The sequence below is a fragment of the Enterobacter cloacae complex sp. SHL018 genome (assembly GCF_049237905.1).
In the GTDB taxonomy this organism is placed as follows: domain Bacteria; phylum Pseudomonadota; class Gammaproteobacteria; order Enterobacterales; family Enterobacteriaceae; genus Enterobacter; species Enterobacter hormaechei_C.
Genome location: NZ_JBMKJE010000002.1, coordinates 186981 through 204010 on the forward strand (window position 1 = coordinate 186981; position 17030 = coordinate 204010).

At 56.6% G+C, this 17030-nt stretch carries 11 protein-coding genes; 2 read left to right on the top strand and 9 right to left on the bottom strand.

The features are described from left to right. Positions 1 to 33 precede the first annotated feature (33 nt). A complete protein-coding gene (locus tag ACOTY5_RS10710; protein ID WP_015571725.1) occupies positions 34 to 858 on the top strand; it encodes a MurR/RpiR family transcriptional regulator in 825 nt (274 codons plus the stop codon). 52 nt (positions 859 to 910) lie between these two features. Here the strand turns inward: ACOTY5_RS10710 and eno are convergent, their stop codons facing one another. From eno to rlmD, 5 genes are all read right to left on the bottom strand, one after another. After that, positions 911 to 2209 carry a phosphopyruvate hydratase gene (eno, locus tag ACOTY5_RS10715; protein ID WP_006811784.1) on the bottom strand — a complete coding sequence of 433 codons (1299 nt, stop codon included), beginning with the start codon at positions 2207 to 2209 and terminating at the stop codon, positions 911 to 913. A gap of 82 nt (positions 2210 to 2291) precedes the next feature. Then, positions 2292 to 3929 carry a glutamine hydrolyzing CTP synthase gene (pyrG, locus tag ACOTY5_RS10720; protein ID WP_003862718.1) on the bottom strand — a complete coding sequence of 546 codons (1638 nt, stop codon included), beginning with the start codon at positions 3927 to 3929 and terminating at the stop codon, positions 2292 to 2294. A gap of 223 nt (positions 3930 to 4152) precedes the next feature. After that, positions 4153 to 4944: a nucleoside triphosphate pyrophosphohydrolase gene (gene mazG / locus ACOTY5_RS10725; RefSeq protein WP_017382826.1), complete on the bottom strand. Its 792-nt coding sequence runs from the start codon at positions 4942 to 4944 to the stop codon at positions 4153 to 4155. Positions 4945 to 5011: 67 nt separating this feature from the next. Next, complete coding sequence (relA, locus tag ACOTY5_RS10730; RefSeq protein WP_003862722.1) at positions 5012 to 7243, bottom strand: GTP diphosphokinase; 2232 nt, start codon at positions 7241 to 7243, stop codon at positions 5012 to 5014. Positions 7244 to 7294: 51 nt separating this feature from the next. After that, complete coding sequence (gene rlmD, locus ACOTY5_RS10735) at positions 7295 to 8593, bottom strand: 23S rRNA (uracil(1939)-C(5))-methyltransferase RlmD (RefSeq protein ID WP_045141980.1); 1299 nt, start codon at positions 8591 to 8593, stop codon at positions 7295 to 7297. 57 nt (positions 8594 to 8650) lie between these two features. Between rlmD and barA the strand changes: the two genes are divergently transcribed. After that, positions 8651 to 11410: a two-component sensor histidine kinase BarA gene (barA, locus tag ACOTY5_RS10740; RefSeq protein WP_003862726.1), complete on the top strand. Its 2760-nt coding sequence runs from the start codon at positions 8651 to 8653 to the stop codon at positions 11408 to 11410. A gap of 50 nt (positions 11411 to 11460) precedes the next feature. On the opposite strand, the gene ACOTY5_RS10745 is transcribed toward barA, so the two are convergent. The 4 genes from ACOTY5_RS10745 to gudP form a co-directional block, all read right to left on the bottom strand. Continuing rightward, positions 11461 to 12606: a glycerate kinase gene (locus tag ACOTY5_RS10745; RefSeq protein ID WP_045141979.1), complete on the bottom strand. Its 1146-nt coding sequence runs from the start codon at positions 12604 to 12606 to the stop codon at positions 11461 to 11463. A gap of 77 nt (positions 12607 to 12683) precedes the next feature. Beyond that, positions 12684 to 14021 (bottom strand): glucarate dehydratase, encoded by a 1338-nt coding sequence (gudD, locus tag ACOTY5_RS10750; protein WP_421631915.1) that lies wholly within the window; start codon positions 14019 to 14021, stop codon positions 12684 to 12686. 15 nt (positions 14022 to 14036) lie between these two features. Continuing rightward, positions 14037 to 15377: an enolase C-terminal domain-like protein gene (locus ACOTY5_RS10755; protein WP_045142000.1), complete on the bottom strand. Its 1341-nt coding sequence runs from the start codon at positions 15375 to 15377 to the stop codon at positions 14037 to 14039. Then, on the bottom strand, positions 15377 to 16732 hold the full coding sequence (gudP, locus tag ACOTY5_RS10760) for a galactarate/glucarate/glycerate transporter GudP (RefSeq protein WP_421631916.1): 1356 nt from the start codon (positions 16730 to 16732) through the stop codon (positions 15377 to 15379). The genes ACOTY5_RS10755 and gudP overlap by 1 nt, the downstream gene beginning before the upstream one ends. Positions 16733 to 17030 lie beyond the last annotated feature (298 nt).

The following is a 17030-nucleotide window of genomic DNA, read 5'->3' on the forward strand; positions in this document are numbered from 1 at the left end:
CTAGTTGGCAGAGAAACGCATTAAGGATCTAGCATGTCGGACCATGAAAACCTGCTGCTGAAGCTACGCCAGGAGGCTTCCGGGTACAGCCCAACGCAACAAAAACTGGGGGAGTTTGTCCTCAACGATCCTGCCAGGGTGCTCTACCTGACGATCACCGAGCTGGCGCGTGAAAGCGGCACCAGCGAGGCCAGCGTCACACGCCTTTGCCGCACGCTGGGCTGTAAGGGATATAACGAATTTAAAATGGCGCTTGCGCTGGATATTCAGCAGGGTTTGCCAGAGCGTCAGGCAGGAGATGCAATAGATAACGTGGTGGATGAGTCTGTCCAGGCGCTGCAAGATACCGCAAAACTCCTCGACCGGGCCCAGCTTGAACAGGCGACACTGGCCCTGCATCAGGCGCAGTCAGTGCAAATTTACGGGGTGGCGGCCAGCGCAATTCTGGGGGAGTATTTGCATTACAAGCTGCTGCGACTCGGCAAACCTGCACAGCTGTTTAGCGATATGCATCGCGCCGCCATGAATGCGACGACGCTCTCGAAAGAGACGCTGGTGGTGGCCATCTCAAGTTCCGGCTCTACACGGGATCTGCTTCACGTGGTGAAACTCGCCCGCAAGAGGGGCGTTAAGGTACTGGCGCTCAGCAATACGCCCCGCAGCCCGCTGGCCTCCCTGAGCGATTTACAGCTGGTTGCAGCCAAACCCGAGGGACCGCTGAGCGCGGGTGCGCTCAACGCCAAGGTTGGCGTGATGCTGCTGGTTGAACTGCTAACCACTTCCCTTATTGCAGTAGACAGCCATTACGGTGACGTTAGCCAGCAAACGGCAAGCGCCACGTTGCCGCTTCTGCTATAGAAAACAAAAAACCCGCCGAAGCGGGTTTTTTCATAAGAACGAAGGTTCAGGCTTATGCCTGGCCTTTGATCTCTTTACGACCGTTGTAAGGTGCTTTTTCGCCCAGCGCTTCTTCGATACGAATCAGCTGGTTGTATTTAGCAACACGGTCAGAACGGCTCATAGAACCGGTTTTGATCTGGCCAGCAGCGGTACCAACAGCCAGGTCAGCGATGGTAGCATCTTCAGTTTCGCCAGAACGGTGAGAGATAACCGCGGTGTAGCCAGCGTCTTTCGCCATTTTGATCGCAGCCAGCGTTTCGGTCAGAGAACCGATCTGGTTGAATTTGATCAGGATGGAGTTAACGATGCCTTTCTCGATGCCTTCTTTCAGGATCTTGGTGTTGGTTACGAACAGATCGTCACCAACCAGCTGGATTTTGTCGCCCAGTACTTTGGTCTGGTATGCGAAACCATCCCAGTCAGACTCGTCCAGACCGTCTTCGATAGAAACGATTGGGTACTGTTTGGTCAGGTCTTCCAGGAAGTGGGTGAACTCTTCAGAGGTGAACGCTTTGTTGCCTTCGCCGGCCAGAACGTATTTACCGTCTTTGTAGAATTCAGATGCTGCGCAGTCCATCGCCAGGGTGATGTCTTTGCCCAGCTCGTAGCCTGCTGCTTTAACCGCTTCAGCGATAACAGCCAGTGCTTCTGCGTTAGAACCCAGGTTTGGCGCGTAGCCGCCTTCGTCACCAACAGCCGTGTTCATACCTTTAGCTTTCAGAACTTTAGCCAGGTTGTGGAACACTTCAGAACCCATACGTACCGCTTCTTTCAGGGTTTTCGCGCCAACTGGCTGAATCATGAATTCCTGAATATCAACGTTGTTGTCTGCGTGCTCACCACCGTTGATGATGTTCATCATTGGTACAGGCATGGAGTATTTGCCTGGGGTGCCGTTCAGTTCAGCGATGTGCTCGAACAGTGGCATGCCTTTAGCTGCCGCTGCCGCTTTGGCGTTCGCCAGGGAAACGGCCAGGATTGCGTTCGCACCGAAGTTAGATTTGTTTTCAGTACCGTCCAGATCGATCATGATCTTGTCGATGCCAGCCTGATCTTTAGCATCTTTGCCAACGATAGCCTGAGCAATAGGACCGTTAACAGCGCCAACCGCTTTCAGTACGCCTTTGCCCATGAAACGGGATTTGTCGCCATCACGCAGTTCCAGCGCTTCGCGGGAACCTGTAGAAGCACCTGATGGAGCCGCAGCCATACCGACGAAACCACCTTCCAGATGAACTTCAGCTTCAACGGTCGGGTTACCACGGGAGTCGATGATTTCACGACCGATGACTTTAACGATTTTGGACATTAGATTTTCCTCAGTACAAGTTAAACTAAAACTCCAGACAAACAACGCGTACCAAAGGTACGCGTTGCCGTTCTAACTTTTTTTACTTCGCCTGACGCTTCTGGTACTCGCTGGCGGCTTTCACGAAGCCTGCAAACAGCGGATGCCCGTCACGCGGCGTTGAAGTAAATTCCGGGTGGAATTGGCAGGCCACGAACCACGGATGGTTAGGCACTTCGATGATCTCGACTAACTGATCATCCCCGGAACGGCCCGCAACACGCAGACCCGCAGCTTCAATTTGTTTCAACAACATGTTGTTGACTTCATAGCGGTGACGATGGCGCTCGGTGATGACCGGCTCGCCGTACAGCTTGCGTACCACGCTATCGTCGGACAGCTGGCAGGCCTGTGCGCCAAGACGCATGGTGCCACCCAGATCGCTCTTCTCGGTACGGACTTCGACGTTACCGTCTTCGTCGCGCCATTCCGTAATCAGCGCCACAACAGGGTACTTACAGTCTGGCACAAATTCCGTAGAGTTCGCGTTTTCCATTCCCGCTACGTTGCGCGCAAATTCAATCAGCGCAACCTGCATACCCAGGCAGATACCGAGGTATGGAATATTGTTTTCACGCGCATAGCGTGCAGTGGCGATCTTGCCTTCAACACCACGGTAGCCGAAGCCGCCAGGGATGAGGATAGCATCCAGATCTTTAAGAATTTCAACGCCGCGCGTCTCCACATCCTGTGAATCAATCAGCTTGATGTTCACAGAGACGCGATTCTTCAGACCACCGTGTTTCAGCGCTTCGATAACTGACTTATAGGCATCCGGCAGTTCGATGTACTTGCCGACCATACCGATAGTCACTTCGCCGCCCGGATTGGCTTCTTCGTAAATCACCTGCTCCCATTCAGACAGGTTAGCTTCCGGACAGTTCAAGCTGAATCGTTTACAAATATAATCGTCCAGACCCTGTGATTTCAACAGGCCCGGGATTTTATAAATGGAATCGACATCTTTCATTGAAATAACGGCTTTTTCAGGCACGTTACAGAACAATGCAATTTTCGCGCGTTCGTTCGCCGGAATCGCGCGATCGGAACGGCAAACCAGGATGTCAGGCTGAATACCGATGGAGAGCAGCTCTTTAACAGAGTGCTGAGTCGGTTTGGTTTTCACTTCACCTGCTGCCGCCATGTAAGGCACCAGCGTCAGGTGCATGAACAGCGCGTGCTCACGACCAATATCTACCGCCAGCTGACGAATCGCTTCGAGGAACGGCAGGGATTCGATATCCCCTACGGTACCGCCGATTTCAACCAGCACAACGTCATGCCCTTCGCCACCGGCAAGGACACGTTCTTTGATGGCGTTAGTGATGTGTGGGATGACCTGCACGGTCGCGCCCAGGTAGTCACCACGGCGCTCTTTACGCAGAACGTCAGAGTAGATACGGCCAGTCGTAAAGTTGTTACGACGGGTCATTTTGGTACGGATGAAACGCTCGTAGTGGCCAAGATCCAGATCGGTTTCAGCGCCGTCTTCAGTAACGAACACTTCCCCGTGTTGGGTTGGGCTCATGGTGCCAGGATCGACGTTGATGTACGGATCCAGTTTCATCATGGTCACATTGAGGCCACGGGCTTCAAGAATGGCTGCGAGGGAGGCTGCGGCAATGCCTTTACCCAGAGAGGATACGACCCCGCCGGTCACAAAAATATAGTTCGTTGTCATGCTGAACCTGAGAAGTTAGGGTGAAACGATGGAATAACCAGGACGGGAAAGTAGTATACCCGAACACGACGAGCGCCACAAACTTTCATTCTCCGTCTCCACTCCAGGCCATGACAAACATAAGGAGTGAGAAAATAGCCCCTTTTGGGTAAATGTTTTTGACGCAAATCAAGCGCTTGTCATTTAAAAAATCACACAAATTGCGCTTGATCGCAAAATCTCGTTAGAGATCATGTTCCTGGCGTTTTACTTCCTGCCAGACTTCTTCCATCGCGTCGAGGTCAATCCCGCTCATTTCCAGGCCGCGCGAGGCCACAATCCGCTCAACTTCGCGAAAGCGTCGCTCGAATTTAATGTTCGCTTTTTGCAGGGCGGTTTCCGCTTTTACACCGAGGTGGCGCGAAAGGTTGACGGTCGCAAACAGCAGATCGCCCATCTCCTCTTCCAGCTTTGCTTCATCCACAACGGCCTGCTGCGCTTCATGCATCACTTCGTCGATCTCTTCGTGCACTTTTTCCAGCACCGGGCCGAGAGAGTTCCAGTCAAACCCTACCGCCGAGCAGCGCTTTTGAATTTTGTGCGCGCGCATCAGCGCGGGAAGGTTCAGGGGAATGTCGTCCAGCGCCGAGTGCTGGGATTTTTCAGCGCGTTCGGCGCTTTTTATCTGCTCCCAGCGCGCCAGCACTTCCGCACTGTTGCCTGCGGAGGCATCGCCAAAAATATGCGGATGACGACGCTCCAGCTTGTCGCTGATAGCGGCGCAGATATCGTCAAAGTTAAAGCGCCCCTCTTCCTGCGCCATCTGCGCGTAGAACACAACCTGGAACAGCAGGTCGCCCAGCTCACCGCGCAGGTCGTCGAAATCTTCGCGCGAAATCGCGTCCAGCACTTCGTAGGTCTCTTCCAGCGTGTAAGGCGCAATGGTGGCGAAAGTCTGCTCTTTATCCCACGGGCAGCCGTTTTCCGGGTCGCGCAGGCGTTTCATGATGCCAAGCAGGCGGTCGATTTGAGTCATAACAGATTCCATTAAATGCCTGAGCCGGGTGGCGGCGTTGCCTTACCCGGCCTACAGAAGAGGATGTTTAGCCGCCGTGCAGACGACGCGCGTCAATCACATCCGGCACCTGGTTCAGTTTGCCGAGTACGCGGCCCAGCACCTGAAGGTTATAGATTTCGATAGTCATATCGATGGTAGCAAGCTGCTCGCGGGTATCGCTGCGGCTGGCAACGCCCAGCACGTTGACCTTCTCGTTGGCGAGAATGGTGGTGATGTCGCGCAGCAGGCCGCTGCGGTCGTTGGCAGTGACGCGCACCACCAGCGAGTAACCCGCCGAGTAGCTCTCCCCCCAGACGGCTTCCACGATACGTTCCGGCGCATGCGATTGCAGCTCTGCAAGCTGATCGCAGTCGGAGCGGTGAATCGAGATCCCGCGCCCCTGGGTGATAAAGCCGACAATATCGTCTCCCGGGATCGGCTGGCAGCAGCGGGCAATATGGTGCATGAGGTTACCCACCCCTTCAACCACCACGCGGCCATTGTCCTTACTGCGCTGCTGCGGAGCGTAGGTTTTCTGCTGGAGCTGTTTCAGCGCCGCCGCATCCTGCTCCGCTGCGCTTGGCTTGTTGAACTGCGCTTGCAGGAAGTTCACCATCTGGTTCAGGCGGATATCGCCGCCACCAATCGCCGCTAACAGTTCGTCGAGCTCGTTGAAGTTGTAGCGCGGCAGCAGGAATTTCTCCGCCTCTTTCAGGCTTATCCCGATATGTTCCAGCTCGTCGTCCAGGATCTGACGACCGGCAAGGATGTTCTTGTCACGATCCTGCTTGCGGAACCAGGCGTGAATTTTAGAGCGCCCACGGCTGGTGGTAACGTAACCGAGGTTCGGATTCAGCCAGTCGCGGCTTGGGTTTGGCTGCTTCTGGGTGATGATTTCAATCTGATCGCCCATCTGGAGCTGGTAGGTAAACGGTACGATACGTCCGCCGATCTTCGCCCCGATGCAACGGTGTCCCACATCGCTGTGGATGTGGTAGGCGAAATCGAGCGGCGTGGAGCCTGCCGGCAAATCAACAACATCCCCTTTCGGGGTAAAGACGTAGACGCGATCGTCGAAGACCTGACTGCGCACTTCGTCGAGCATTTCGCCGGAGTCGGCCATCTCTTCCTGCCACGCAATCAGCTTACGCAGCCAGGCGATACGGTCCTCGTGACCGGAGCGACCGCCGCCGGAGGTACCCTCTTTGTATTTCCAGTGCGCCGCCACGCCCAGCTCGGCGTCTTCGTGCATCTGTTTGGTACGGATCTGAATTTCCACCGTTTTGCCGCCAGGGCCGAGCACCACGGTATGAATAGACTGATAGCCGTTTGGTTTGGGGTTGGCGACGTAGTCATCGAACTCATCCGGCAGATGGCGGAAGTGAGTATGCACTATCCCCAGCGCGGCATAGCAGTCCTGGAGACGCTCCGCCACGATACGTACGGCGCGCACGTCAAACAGCTCGTCAAAGGCGAGATGTTTCTTCTGCATTTTGCGCCAGATGCTGTAGATGTGCTTCGGACGCCCGTAGACCTCGGCGCGCACATTCTCCTCTTTCATCGACTGGCGCAGCCCGCTGACAAATTCCTCGATATAGTGCTCGCGGTCAATGCGGCGTTCGTGCAGCAATTTTGCAATGCGTTTGTATTCCGCCGGATGCAGGTAGCGGAAGCAGTAATCTTCCAGCTCCCACTTCAGTTGCCCGATACCGAGACGGTTCGCCAGCGGCGCATAGATATTCGTACACTCTTTAGCGGCCAGGACGCGCTCGTCTTCCGGCGCATCCTTCACTTCACGCAGATGGGCAACCCGTTCGGCCAGCTTGATCACCACGCAGCGGAAATCATCTACCATCGCCAGCAGCATGCGACGGACGTTATCCACCTGCTCGGAAGAGACAGAGTCCGTTTGCGCGGCTTTAAGCTGACGAATGGCTGCCATGTCACGCACGCCGTGGATAAGCGCCACGACGGACTGGCCGACGCTTTCACGCAGGACGTCTTCCGTCACCACGTCGGCGTCCGCCAGGGGGAACAGCAGTGCGGCCTGTAGCGTTTCGATATCCATGTTCAGCATGGAGAGAATTTCAACCATCTCCACGCCGCGCCACAACAGCAGTTCAGCGTCCGGATGCCCCTGCGTTGTGCGTAAACAATAGGCCCAGGTTTCGGTTAAGCGTTCACACGACTGCTGGCTGGAAATCCCCAGACTTGCGATCCATTTTTGAGGGTCAAACTCACCAGCTTTATTTAAATGTGCACTTCTTACCGCAACCATCGTCCTCTCCTTTAGGGACAAGGGCCTGTCGAAGTCGACAAGCCAAACTCATTAGATGTGCTCGAACAACACCATCGATTCCAGATGACCAGTGTGCGGGAACATGTCCAGCATTGCCAGACGTCGAATCTGGTAACCCCCGCTCAATAATGCTTCGCTGTCACGGGCAAGCGTCGCCGGGTTACAGGAAACATAGACCACGCGTTCAGGCGCGAGTTTAATTATATGCTGCATCACGCCCGGCGCACCTGCGCGCGCCGGGTCGAGCAGGATCTTATCAAAGCCCTGCTTAGCCCACGGTTGCTGAGTAACATCATCCTCAAGATTTTGATGAAAGAATGTCACATTTTGCAAGCCGTTCTGTTGGGCGTTTTCCTGGCCTTTCACCACCAGCGCCTCAACGCCTTCCACCCCGACCACGCTTGCTGCTTTGCGGGCCAGCGGCAGGGTAAAGTTCCCCATACCGCAGAACAGATCGAGCACCCGATCGGTGGGCTGTACGTCCAGCCACGCCAGCGCGTTCGCTACCATCTGCTGGTTCACGCCGTCGTTGACCTGGATAAAATCCCGCGGGCTGAACGTTAAGCGTAGCCCGTCTGACGCATACCAGGGCGCTTCTCCGCTGACCTGCTCAAGTATCTCGCTTTGCGGCGCGAGGAAAAGCGCAAGCTCATGAGAATGCGAAAAGCGTTCCAGTTTTTCGCGATCTGCCTTTGACAGCGGCGCGGTGTGGCGCAGTACCATCAGCGGGCCACTGTTGGCCAGCACCAGTTCGACATGGCCCAGCGAACGCACGCCATCCAGCGATGCAAGACAGTGGTGCACGTCCGGGAGCAACGCCTCAAGATGGGGCGCCAAAACAGGGCACTGCGTGACAGAGACGATATCGCTGGAGCCGGCTTTGCGAAAACCCATCTCCAGCCGCTCGGTTTTGGACTGGTAGCTGAGGCTCAGGCGAGCGCGGCGACGGTAGCCCCAGGGCCGATCGGCAATGATGTCATTCACGTCGTGTCCGACCAGGCGGGCCAGCGCGCTGCTTTTACTTTTTTGCTGTAATTCTGTGCTGGCATGCTGTTGCTGGCAGCCACCGCAGACGCCAAAATGGGGGCAGCGAGGCATCACGCGCTCCGGGCTATCATTAAGACGGCGCTTGACCTGACCGCGCGCATACTGACGTTTTTCTTCCGTCAGCGTAATATCTGCGCGTTCTCCTGGCAGCAAACCTGTGATAAACAGTGTCTTACCCTTGTGACGCGCCACCCCCTGTCCAAAAGGATCGAGGTCCGTGGCTTCAACAGTTATGATCTGACGCGTCGTCACGCGTCGTTTTGCAGAGTAGAATTGCGCCATCGCCGAGATTGTTCTCAAATAAACATAATTAGCCTGATTGTCCCATAACGGAACTCCATGACCAACTACAGCCTGCGCGCGCGCATGATGATTTTGATCCTCGCTCCTACCGTTCTCATCGGTTTGCTGCTGAGCATTTTCTTTGTGGTGCATCGCTATAACGATTTGCAGAGACAGCTTGAAGATGCCGGGGCCAGCATTATCGAACCGCTGGCCGTCTCCAGCGAGTACGGTATGAACCTGCAAAACCGTGAATCCATTGGTCAGTTAATCAGCGTGCTGCACCGCCGTCATTCAGAGATCGTGCGCGCCATTTCCGTTTACGATGAGCATAACCGTCTGTTCGTCACCTCGAATTTCCATCTGGATCCCACGTCGCTGAAAATCCCGGATGGTACCCCCTTCCCGCGTCATCTTACGGTGTTGCGGCGCGGCGATATCATGATCCTGCGCACGCCGATTATCTCCGAAAGCTATTCACCCGATGAATCCGCCCAGTCCGATGCGAAGTCCAGCAATAATATGCTGGGATATGTGGCGCTGGAGCTGGATCTTAAGTCGGTACGGCTCCAGCAGTACAAAGAAATATTCATCTCCGGCGTGATGATGCTGTTCTGTATCGGCATCGCGCTGATCTTCGGCTGGCGACTTATGCGCGACGTCACGGGGCCTATCCGCAACATGGTGAATACCGTTGACCGGATCCGCCGGGGTCAGCTCGACAGCCGCGTGGAAGGCTTTATGCTCGGCGAGCTGGATATGCTGAAAAATGGCATCAACTCAATGGCGATGTCGCTGGCGGCTTATCACGAAGAGATGCAGCACAACGTTGACCAGGCCACCTCTGACCTGCGCGAAACGCTGGAGCAGATGGAGATCCAGAACGTGGAGCTGGATCTGGCGAAAAAACGTGCGCAGGAGGCGGCACGAATTAAGTCTGAGTTCCTGGCGAACATGTCGCACGAGCTGCGCACGCCGCTGAACGGGGTGATTGGCTTCACCCGTCTGACGCTCAAAAGCGAGTTGAACCCGACCCAGCGTGACCATCTGCATACCATTGAACGCTCAGCCAACAACCTGCTGACCATTATTAACGACGTACTGGACTTCTCGAAGCTGGAAGCGGGCAAGCTGATTCTGGAGAGTATTCCCTTCCCGCTGCGCAGCACGCTGGATGACGTGGTCACGCTTCTTGCCCACTCATCGCATGATAAGGGTCTGGAACTGACGCTCAATATTAAAAATGATGTGCCGGATAACGTCATTGGCGACCCGCTGCGCCTGCAACAGGTCATTACCAATCTGGTGGGCAACGCGATTAAGTTCACCGAGAGCGGCAACATCGATATTCTGGTCGAAAAAAGGGCGCTCAGTAATAACAAAGTCCAGATTGAAGTGCAGATCCGGGATACCGGAATTGGTATTCCGGAGCGCGATCAGACGCGTCTGTTCCAGGCTTTCCGCCAGGCCGATGCGAGCATTTCCCGTCGTCACGGCGGAACGGGCCTGGGGCTGGTGATCACCCAAAAGCTGGTGAAAGAGATGGGAGGCGATATTTCCTTCCACAGCCAGCCTAACCGGGGCTCAACCTTCTGGTTCCATATCAACCTTGATCTTAACCCGAACGTGCAGACCGACGGCCCGGTCACCGGGTGCCTGAAGGGGATGCGTCTGGCCTATGTGGAACCGAACGCCGCGGCGGCGCAGTGTACGCTTGATGTATTAAGCAGCACGCCGCTGGAGGTCATCTACAGCCCGACCTTCTCCGCGCTGGCGAACGATCATTACGATATCCTGTTGTTGGGGATTCCGGTGACGTTTACCGGAGAACTGACCATGCAGCAGGAACGCCTGGCGAAGGCGGCCTCAATGACGGACTACCTGCTGCTGGCGCTGCCGTGCCACGCCCAAATCAACGCCGAAGAGCTGAAAAACGACGGAGCGGCGGCGTGTCTGCTGAAACCCCTCACCGCCACACGGCTGTTACCTGCGCTGACCGAATATTGCCGTCTGACGCATCAGTCCCTGCCGCTGGAAAACGACGAACATAAGCTGCCGATGACGGTGATGGCCGTGGACGACAACCCGGCGAACCTGAAGCTGATTGGCGTGCTGCTTGAGGATCAGGTTCAGCATGTTGAGCTGTGTACCAGCGGCGCCGAAGCCGTGGAACAAGCCAAACAGATGCAGTTCGACCTGATCCTGATGGATATTCAGATGCCGGGCATGGATGGCATCCGCGCCTGCGAGTTGATTCGCCAGCTTCCGCACCAGCAGCAGACGCCGGTGATTGCCGTGACGGCGCACGCGATGGCGGGGCAAAAGGAGAAACTGCTGGGTGCGGGCATGAACGATTATCTGGCGAAACCGATCGACGAAGAGAAGCTGCACAGCCTGCTGCTGCGCTACAAGCCGGGGCACATTGGCGGGACATACACCATTACAGCTGAATCGCCGGAGATCAGCGTTAACCAGAATGCCACGTTTGACTGGCAACTGGCGCTGCGCCAGGCGGCGGGCAAACCGGATCTGGCCCGCGATATGCTGCAAATGCTGGTGGACTTCCTGCCTGAGATCCGTAACAAGGTTGAAGAACAGCTGGTGGGTGAAAACCCCGAAGGACTGCTGGAAGCCATTCATAAACTGCACGGCAGCTGCGGCTACAGCGGCGTACCGCGGTTGAAAAATCTCTGCCAGCTGCTTGAACAGCAGCTCCGCGCGGGTACGCCAGAATCCGATCTCGAACCGGAGTTCCTGGAGCTGCTGGACGAGATGGACAACGTGACGCGGGAAGCAATGAAGGTGTTGGGGAGCTAAGACAAAAGCCCGGTGGCGCTTCGCTTACCGGGCTTACAGGAGCACGAACGTTAACGCGACATCCCCCGCCCCATCTTTATCACCGCTGCAATATTCCTTGCGGCCATCTGTACATTCTGTTGCGCATTTTCCAGCGCATCCTCCAGCGAGCAGATGGTGTAAATCACGCTGAATACGGCATCCAGTCCGTGCTCATGCACCACGCCAACATCCGCCGTCAGGCTGCCGGCAATGCCGATAACCGGCTTGTTATAGCGTTTCGCAACTCTCGCCACGCCAACGGGCACTTTGCCGTGGATCGTCTGGCTGTCGATACGCCCTTCGCCCGTGATCACCAGATCGGCGTCCGCGACCTGTTCATCAAGATGCAGGGCATCGGTGACAATCTCAATCCCCTGACGGAGCTGTGCGCCGCAAAATGCATACAGCGCCGCCCCCATTCCGCCAGCCGCACCGCCGCCCGCCAGGTTTAAGACGTCAATATCCAGATCCCGGGCGATAATTTTTGCGTAATGCGCCAGCGCGTTGTCCAGCGTCCTGACCATCTCCGGCGTCGCCCCTTTCTGCGGACCAAATACCGCAGAAGCGCCAGCTTCGCCGATCAGGGGGTTGGTCACATCGCAGGCCACTTCAATTCGACAGTCTGCCAGCCGCTTATCCAGCCCGCTAAGATCGATATGCGCAAGGCTTGCCAGTTCGCCACCGCCCGGCCCTACGGGCTGCGCTTTCGCATCCAGCAGTTTTACGCCCAGCGCCTGCACCATGCCTGCGCCACCGTCATTGGTCGCGCTGCCTCCAATGCCAATAATGATATGCTTAACGCCCGCATCCAGCGCATGACGGATCAGTTCCCCGGTTCCCCAGGAGGTGGTGATTAACGGGTTACGCTTTGCCGGAGCAACAAGCTCCAGACCGCTCGCTGCCGCCATCTCGATAAAGGCGCTTTTCCCGTCTCCGGATAACCCGAAAAACCCTTCCACGCGTTCACCCAAAGGCCCGGTAATGGGAACATGGACAAGACGCCCATGCGTGGCTGCCACCATCGCTTCCACCGTCCCTTCGCCACCATCGGCAACCGGTAATTTGACATAGTCCGCTGACGGGAAAATGTCGCGAAAACCGACCTCTATCGCTGTCGCCACCTCCAGCGCGCTCAAGCTTTCCTTATACGAGTCCGGAGCGATAACAATTTTCATAAGCCATCCTTACGCATGTTAGTTACGTTAAGCATACACCACGTAAGGGACCACTCATGGGAGCGGTCCCAATGTGCTTATCGTACCATGCACGGACGTTTATTGTCGAATGTCCACTCTGGGATCAGGTATTGCATCGCCAGCGCGTCATCACGCGCACCCAGGCCGTGTTTCTGGTACAGCTCATGTGCTTTCATGACCTGGTCCATATCCAGCTCTACGCCCAGACCCGGCGTAGCAGGAACCTGTACCATACCGCCTTTGATTTCAAACGGCTGTTTGGTCAGGCGCTGGTTGCCCTCCTGCCAGATCCAGTGGGTGTCGATGGCGGTAATGTTGCCCGGCGCGGCAGCCGCCACGTGGGTGAACATCGCCAGCGAGATGTCGAAGTGGTTGTTGGAGTGCGAGCCCCAGGTCAGGCCGAACTCATGGCACATCTGCGCCACGCGAACCGAGCCCTGCATCGTCCAGAAGTGCGGGTCTGCCAGCGGAATGTCCACCGATTGCAGCGAGAGCGTGTGCCCCATCTGACGCCAGTCGGTCGCGATCATGTTGGTGGCGGTTGGCAGCCCGGTGGCGCGACGGAACTCCGCCATCACTTCACGTCCGGAGAACCCCTGCTCTGCACCGCACGGATCTTCCGCATAGGCCAGCACGCCTTTAAGCTGCTTACCGATTTTTATCGCCTCATCAAGCGACCAGGCACCGTTCGGATCCAGCGTGACGCGCGCCTGCGGGAAGCGCTTCGCCAGCGTGGCGATCGCCTCTGCTTCTTCTTCACCCGCCAGTACACCGCCTTTCAGCTTGAAGTCATTAAAGCCATATTTTTCATACGCGGCTTCCGCCAGGCGCACTACCGCGTCCGGGGTCATCGCTTCATCGTGACGCACACGATACCAGTCGCATTTTTCGTCCGGCTGGCTCTGGTACGGCAGCGGGGTGAGTTTGCGGTTGCCGATAAAGAACAGGTAGCCGAGCATTTCCACTTCGCTGCGCTGTTGGCCGTCGCCCAGCAGGGAGGCGACATTGACGCCAAGATGCTGGCCCAGCAGATCCAGCATCGCGGCTTCAATGCCCGTGACCACATGGATAGTGGTGCGCAGATCAAACGTTTGCAGACCACGGCCACCCGCATCACGATCGGCAAAGGTCGTACGCACGCGAGTCAGCACATTTTTGTACTCGCCCAGCGTTTTACCCACCACCAGCGGAATGGCGTCCTCCAGCGTTTTACGGATCTTCTCCCCGCCCGGGATTTCACCGACACCGGTATGCCCTGAGTTGTCCTTGATCACCACAATATTACGGGTGAAGAACGGCGCATGGGCGCCGCTCAGGTTCATCAGCATGCTGTCATGTCCCGCGACAGGAATGATCTGCATGGAGGTGACTACAGGGGTAGAAAATGTGCTCATCGTTCGATCCTTTTATCAGTGACGTCCAAATACAGGGCGCTTACGGTCAAATGTCCAGCCGGGGATAAGGTACTGCATCGGGCCTGCGTCGTTGCGCGCGCCGCCCGGCAGTTTTTTATACGCTTCATGCGCCTTGTGGATCTGATCCCAGTCAAGCTCCACGCCCAGCCCCGGCGCATCCGGTACGGCAATGGTGCCGTTTTTGATTTCAAGTGGATTTTTGGTCAGGCGCGCTTCGCCTTCCTGCCAGATCCAGTGCGTATCGATGGCGGTCGGGTTGCCCGGCGCCGCCGCGCCAACGTGGGTAAACATCGCCAGCGAAATGTCGAAATGGTTATTGGAGTGGCAGCCCCAGGTGAGCCCCCAGTCATCGCACAGCTGCGCCACGCGCACCGCGCCGGAAAGGGTCCAGAAGTGCGGGTCCGCCAGCGGTATGTCCACCGCATTCAGCATCACCGCATGACCCATTTCACGCCAGTTGGTGGCGATCATGTTGGTCGCAACCGGCAGCCCGGTAGCGCGGCGGAATTCGGCCATCACCTCGCGGCCAGAAAATCCCTGCTCGGCGCCGCACGGATCTTCCGCGTAGGTCAGCACGTCGCCCAGCCCTTTGCACAGCGCGATAGCTTCATCCAGTAGCCAGGCGCCGTTCGGATCGACGGTGATGCGTGCCTCCGGGAAGCCTTTTTTCAACGCGCGCACGCTGTCAATCTCCTGCTCGCCGGGCAGAACGCCGCCTTTCAGCTTGAAGTCTTTGAAGCCGTAGCGATCCTGCGCCGCCTCTGCAAGGCGTACCACCGCCTCGCCAGAGAGCGCCTCCTGATGACGCAGGTGATACCACTCGTGGCTGCCCGGCGAGCGTTCCAGATACGGCAGATCGGTTTTCGTCCGGTCGCCAACGTAGAAAAGATAGCCCAGCACCGTTACCGCATTACGCTGTTTGCCTGGCCCCAGCAGTTCGCAGACCGGCACGTTCAGCGCCTTGCCCAGTAAATCGAGGAGGGCCGCCTCTAGCGCCGCCACCGCGTTAACGCGCAGTTCAAACGTCCAGGCGCCTTTGCCGAAGGTATCAAAATCCGCCGACTGGTTACCCTTATGCACCCGCTGAACCACCTTGTTCAGGCGGGCGACCTCCTGCCCAACCACCTGCGGGATGGCGTCGACCAGCGTCTGGTAAATCACCTCTCCGCCAGGCGCTTCCCCGACGCCGGTATTCCCTGCGCTGTCGGTCAGCACCACAATGTTGCGGGTGAACCAGGCGTTATGCGCGCCACCAATGTTGAGCAGCATGCTGTCCTGCCCCGCCACCGGAATGACCTTCATCTCCGTCACGATCGGGCTTGATTGCGTTGTCATCATCCGCGCTCCCCAACAGGTTTCAGTTCGATTCGTTTGATGTCACCCACCAGCACCAGATAACTGAGCACCGCCACCAGCGCATGGACGCCTACATAAATCAGCGCGCCGTTGAAGGAGCCAGTGGTGCCCACGATGTAACCGATAGCGATTGGGGTGACAATGCCGGAAATGTTGCCAAACATGTTGAACAGACCGCCGCTCAGGCCGCTGATCTCTTTCGGCGCGGTATCTGCCATCACCGCCCAGCCCAGTGCGCCAATGCCTTTACCGAAGAAGGCCATCGCCATAAAGCCGATAATCATCCACTCCGCGCTGACGTAGTTACAGAACACCATGGTCATGGAGAGCAGCATGCCGAGTACGATTGGCGTTTTACGCGCAATATTCAGCGAACCGGTACGACGCATCAGCCAGTCGGAGATGACCCCGCCAAGCACCCCGCCCACGAAGCCACAGATGGCCGGGACGGAGGCGACAAACCCCGCCTTCAGAATCGACATCCCGCGCGCCTGCACCAGGTAAACCGGGAACCAGGTGATAAAGAAGTAGGTTAAGGCGTTAATGCAGTACTGGCCGAGATAGATACCGATCATCATTCGTGAGCCGACGAGCTGTTTGATCTGCCCCCATTTCTGGCTGAACGGAACTTTAACTTTCTGGGTTTTCTGATCCATGTTGATCAGCGCCCCACCTTCAGCAATGTAGTCCAGCTCTTTCTTGTTCACGCCCGGATGCTGGTTTGGTTCGTGGATCACTTTCAGCCAGATGAAGCTGATGACGATCCCCAGCCCGCCCATGAAGAAGAATACGTGCGACCAGCCCACTTCGTGCGTCAGCCAGCCCATGATTGGCGCGAAAATAACCGTCGCAAAGTATTGCGCCGAGTTAAAGATGGCTACCGCCGTTCCCCTCTCCTGCGCCGGGAACCAGGCGGCCACAATACGGCTGTTGCCAGGGAACGATGGCGCTTCCGCTAAGCCCACCAGGAAGCGGAGGGTAAAGAGCGCAATGATAATGCCGAAGCCGCTGAAGATATCCACGAAGCCCTGTAACAGGGTAAACATCGACCAGATGAAAATGGACCAGAAATAGACCCGTTTTGAACCAAAGCGGTCCAGCAGCCAGCCGCCAGGGATTTGGCCGATTACGTAGGCCCATGAAAATGCGGAGAAAACATAACCCATACCTACCGGATCAAGCCCGATGTCCTTTGCCATCTCAGAGCCGGCAATGGATAACGTGGCACGGTCGCCGTAGTTGAAAGAGGTGACGATAAACAGCATCACCACTATCCAGTAGCGGGCGTTGGTGCGCTTCTCAGCGCTGCTCGCCGCGTGGCTTAATGTACTCATTGTTGCACTCCTGAAACATAGCTTTCGCCTGGTTCATTCTGTACAGCACCTGTAGGGTAATCAGAATGAGAGATTTGTGTTTGGTTTTGGTACGGCCAGAAGCCGTTTTATAGTGACGGGAAAAGTATATGAAGGAGTGCCTCTTCACCTCACCGTGCAAAAACACAGTATTGAAGGGCGTGAGGGAGGTTGTTTAGGGCATAAGCCCAGAGGAGTGGAAGGTGGTTCACGGAAATGGCGTTTGGGGCGGGGTGTAATGCCGGGTGGCGGCTACGCCTGACCCGGCCTGGCGTTTGTA

Excerpts from the sequence above, each read along its gene's own strand:
- ACOTY5_RS10710 (WP_015571725.1), top strand. The coding sequence starts at position 34 with ATGTCGGACCATGAAAACCTGCTGCTGAAGCTACGCCAGGAGGCTTCC.
- eno (WP_006811784.1), bottom strand. The coding sequence starts at position 2,209 with ATGTCCAAAATCGTTAAAGTCATCGGTCGTGAAATCATCGACTCCCGT.
- pyrG (WP_003862718.1), bottom strand. The coding sequence starts at position 3,929 with ATGACAACGAACTATATTTTTGTGACCGGCGGGGTCGTATCCTCTCTG.
- mazG (WP_017382826.1), bottom strand. The coding sequence starts at position 4,944 with ATGACTCAAATCGACCGCCTGCTTGGCATCATGAAACGCCTGCGCGAC.
- relA (WP_003862722.1), bottom strand. The coding sequence starts at position 7,243 with ATGGTTGCGGTAAGAAGTGCACATTTAAATAAAGCTGGTGAGTTTGAC.
- rlmD (WP_045141980.1), bottom strand. The coding sequence starts at position 8,593 with ATGGCGCAATTCTACTCTGCAAAACGACGCGTGACGACGCGTCAGATC.
- barA (WP_003862726.1), top strand. The coding sequence starts at position 8,651 with ATGACCAACTACAGCCTGCGCGCGCGCATGATGATTTTGATCCTCGCT.
- ACOTY5_RS10745 (WP_045141979.1), bottom strand. The coding sequence starts at position 12,606 with ATGAAAATTGTTATCGCTCCGGACTCGTATAAGGAAAGCTTGAGCGCG.
- gudD (WP_421631915.1), bottom strand. The coding sequence starts at position 14,021 with ATGAGCACATTTTCTACCCCTGTAGTCACCTCCATGCAGATCATTCCT.
- ACOTY5_RS10755 (WP_045142000.1), bottom strand. The coding sequence starts at position 15,377 with ATGACAACGCAATCAAGCCCGATCGTGACGGAGATGAAGGTCATTCCG.
- gudP (WP_421631916.1), bottom strand. The coding sequence starts at position 16,732 with ATGAGTACATTAAGCCACGCGGCGAGCAGCGCTGAGAAGCGCACCAAC.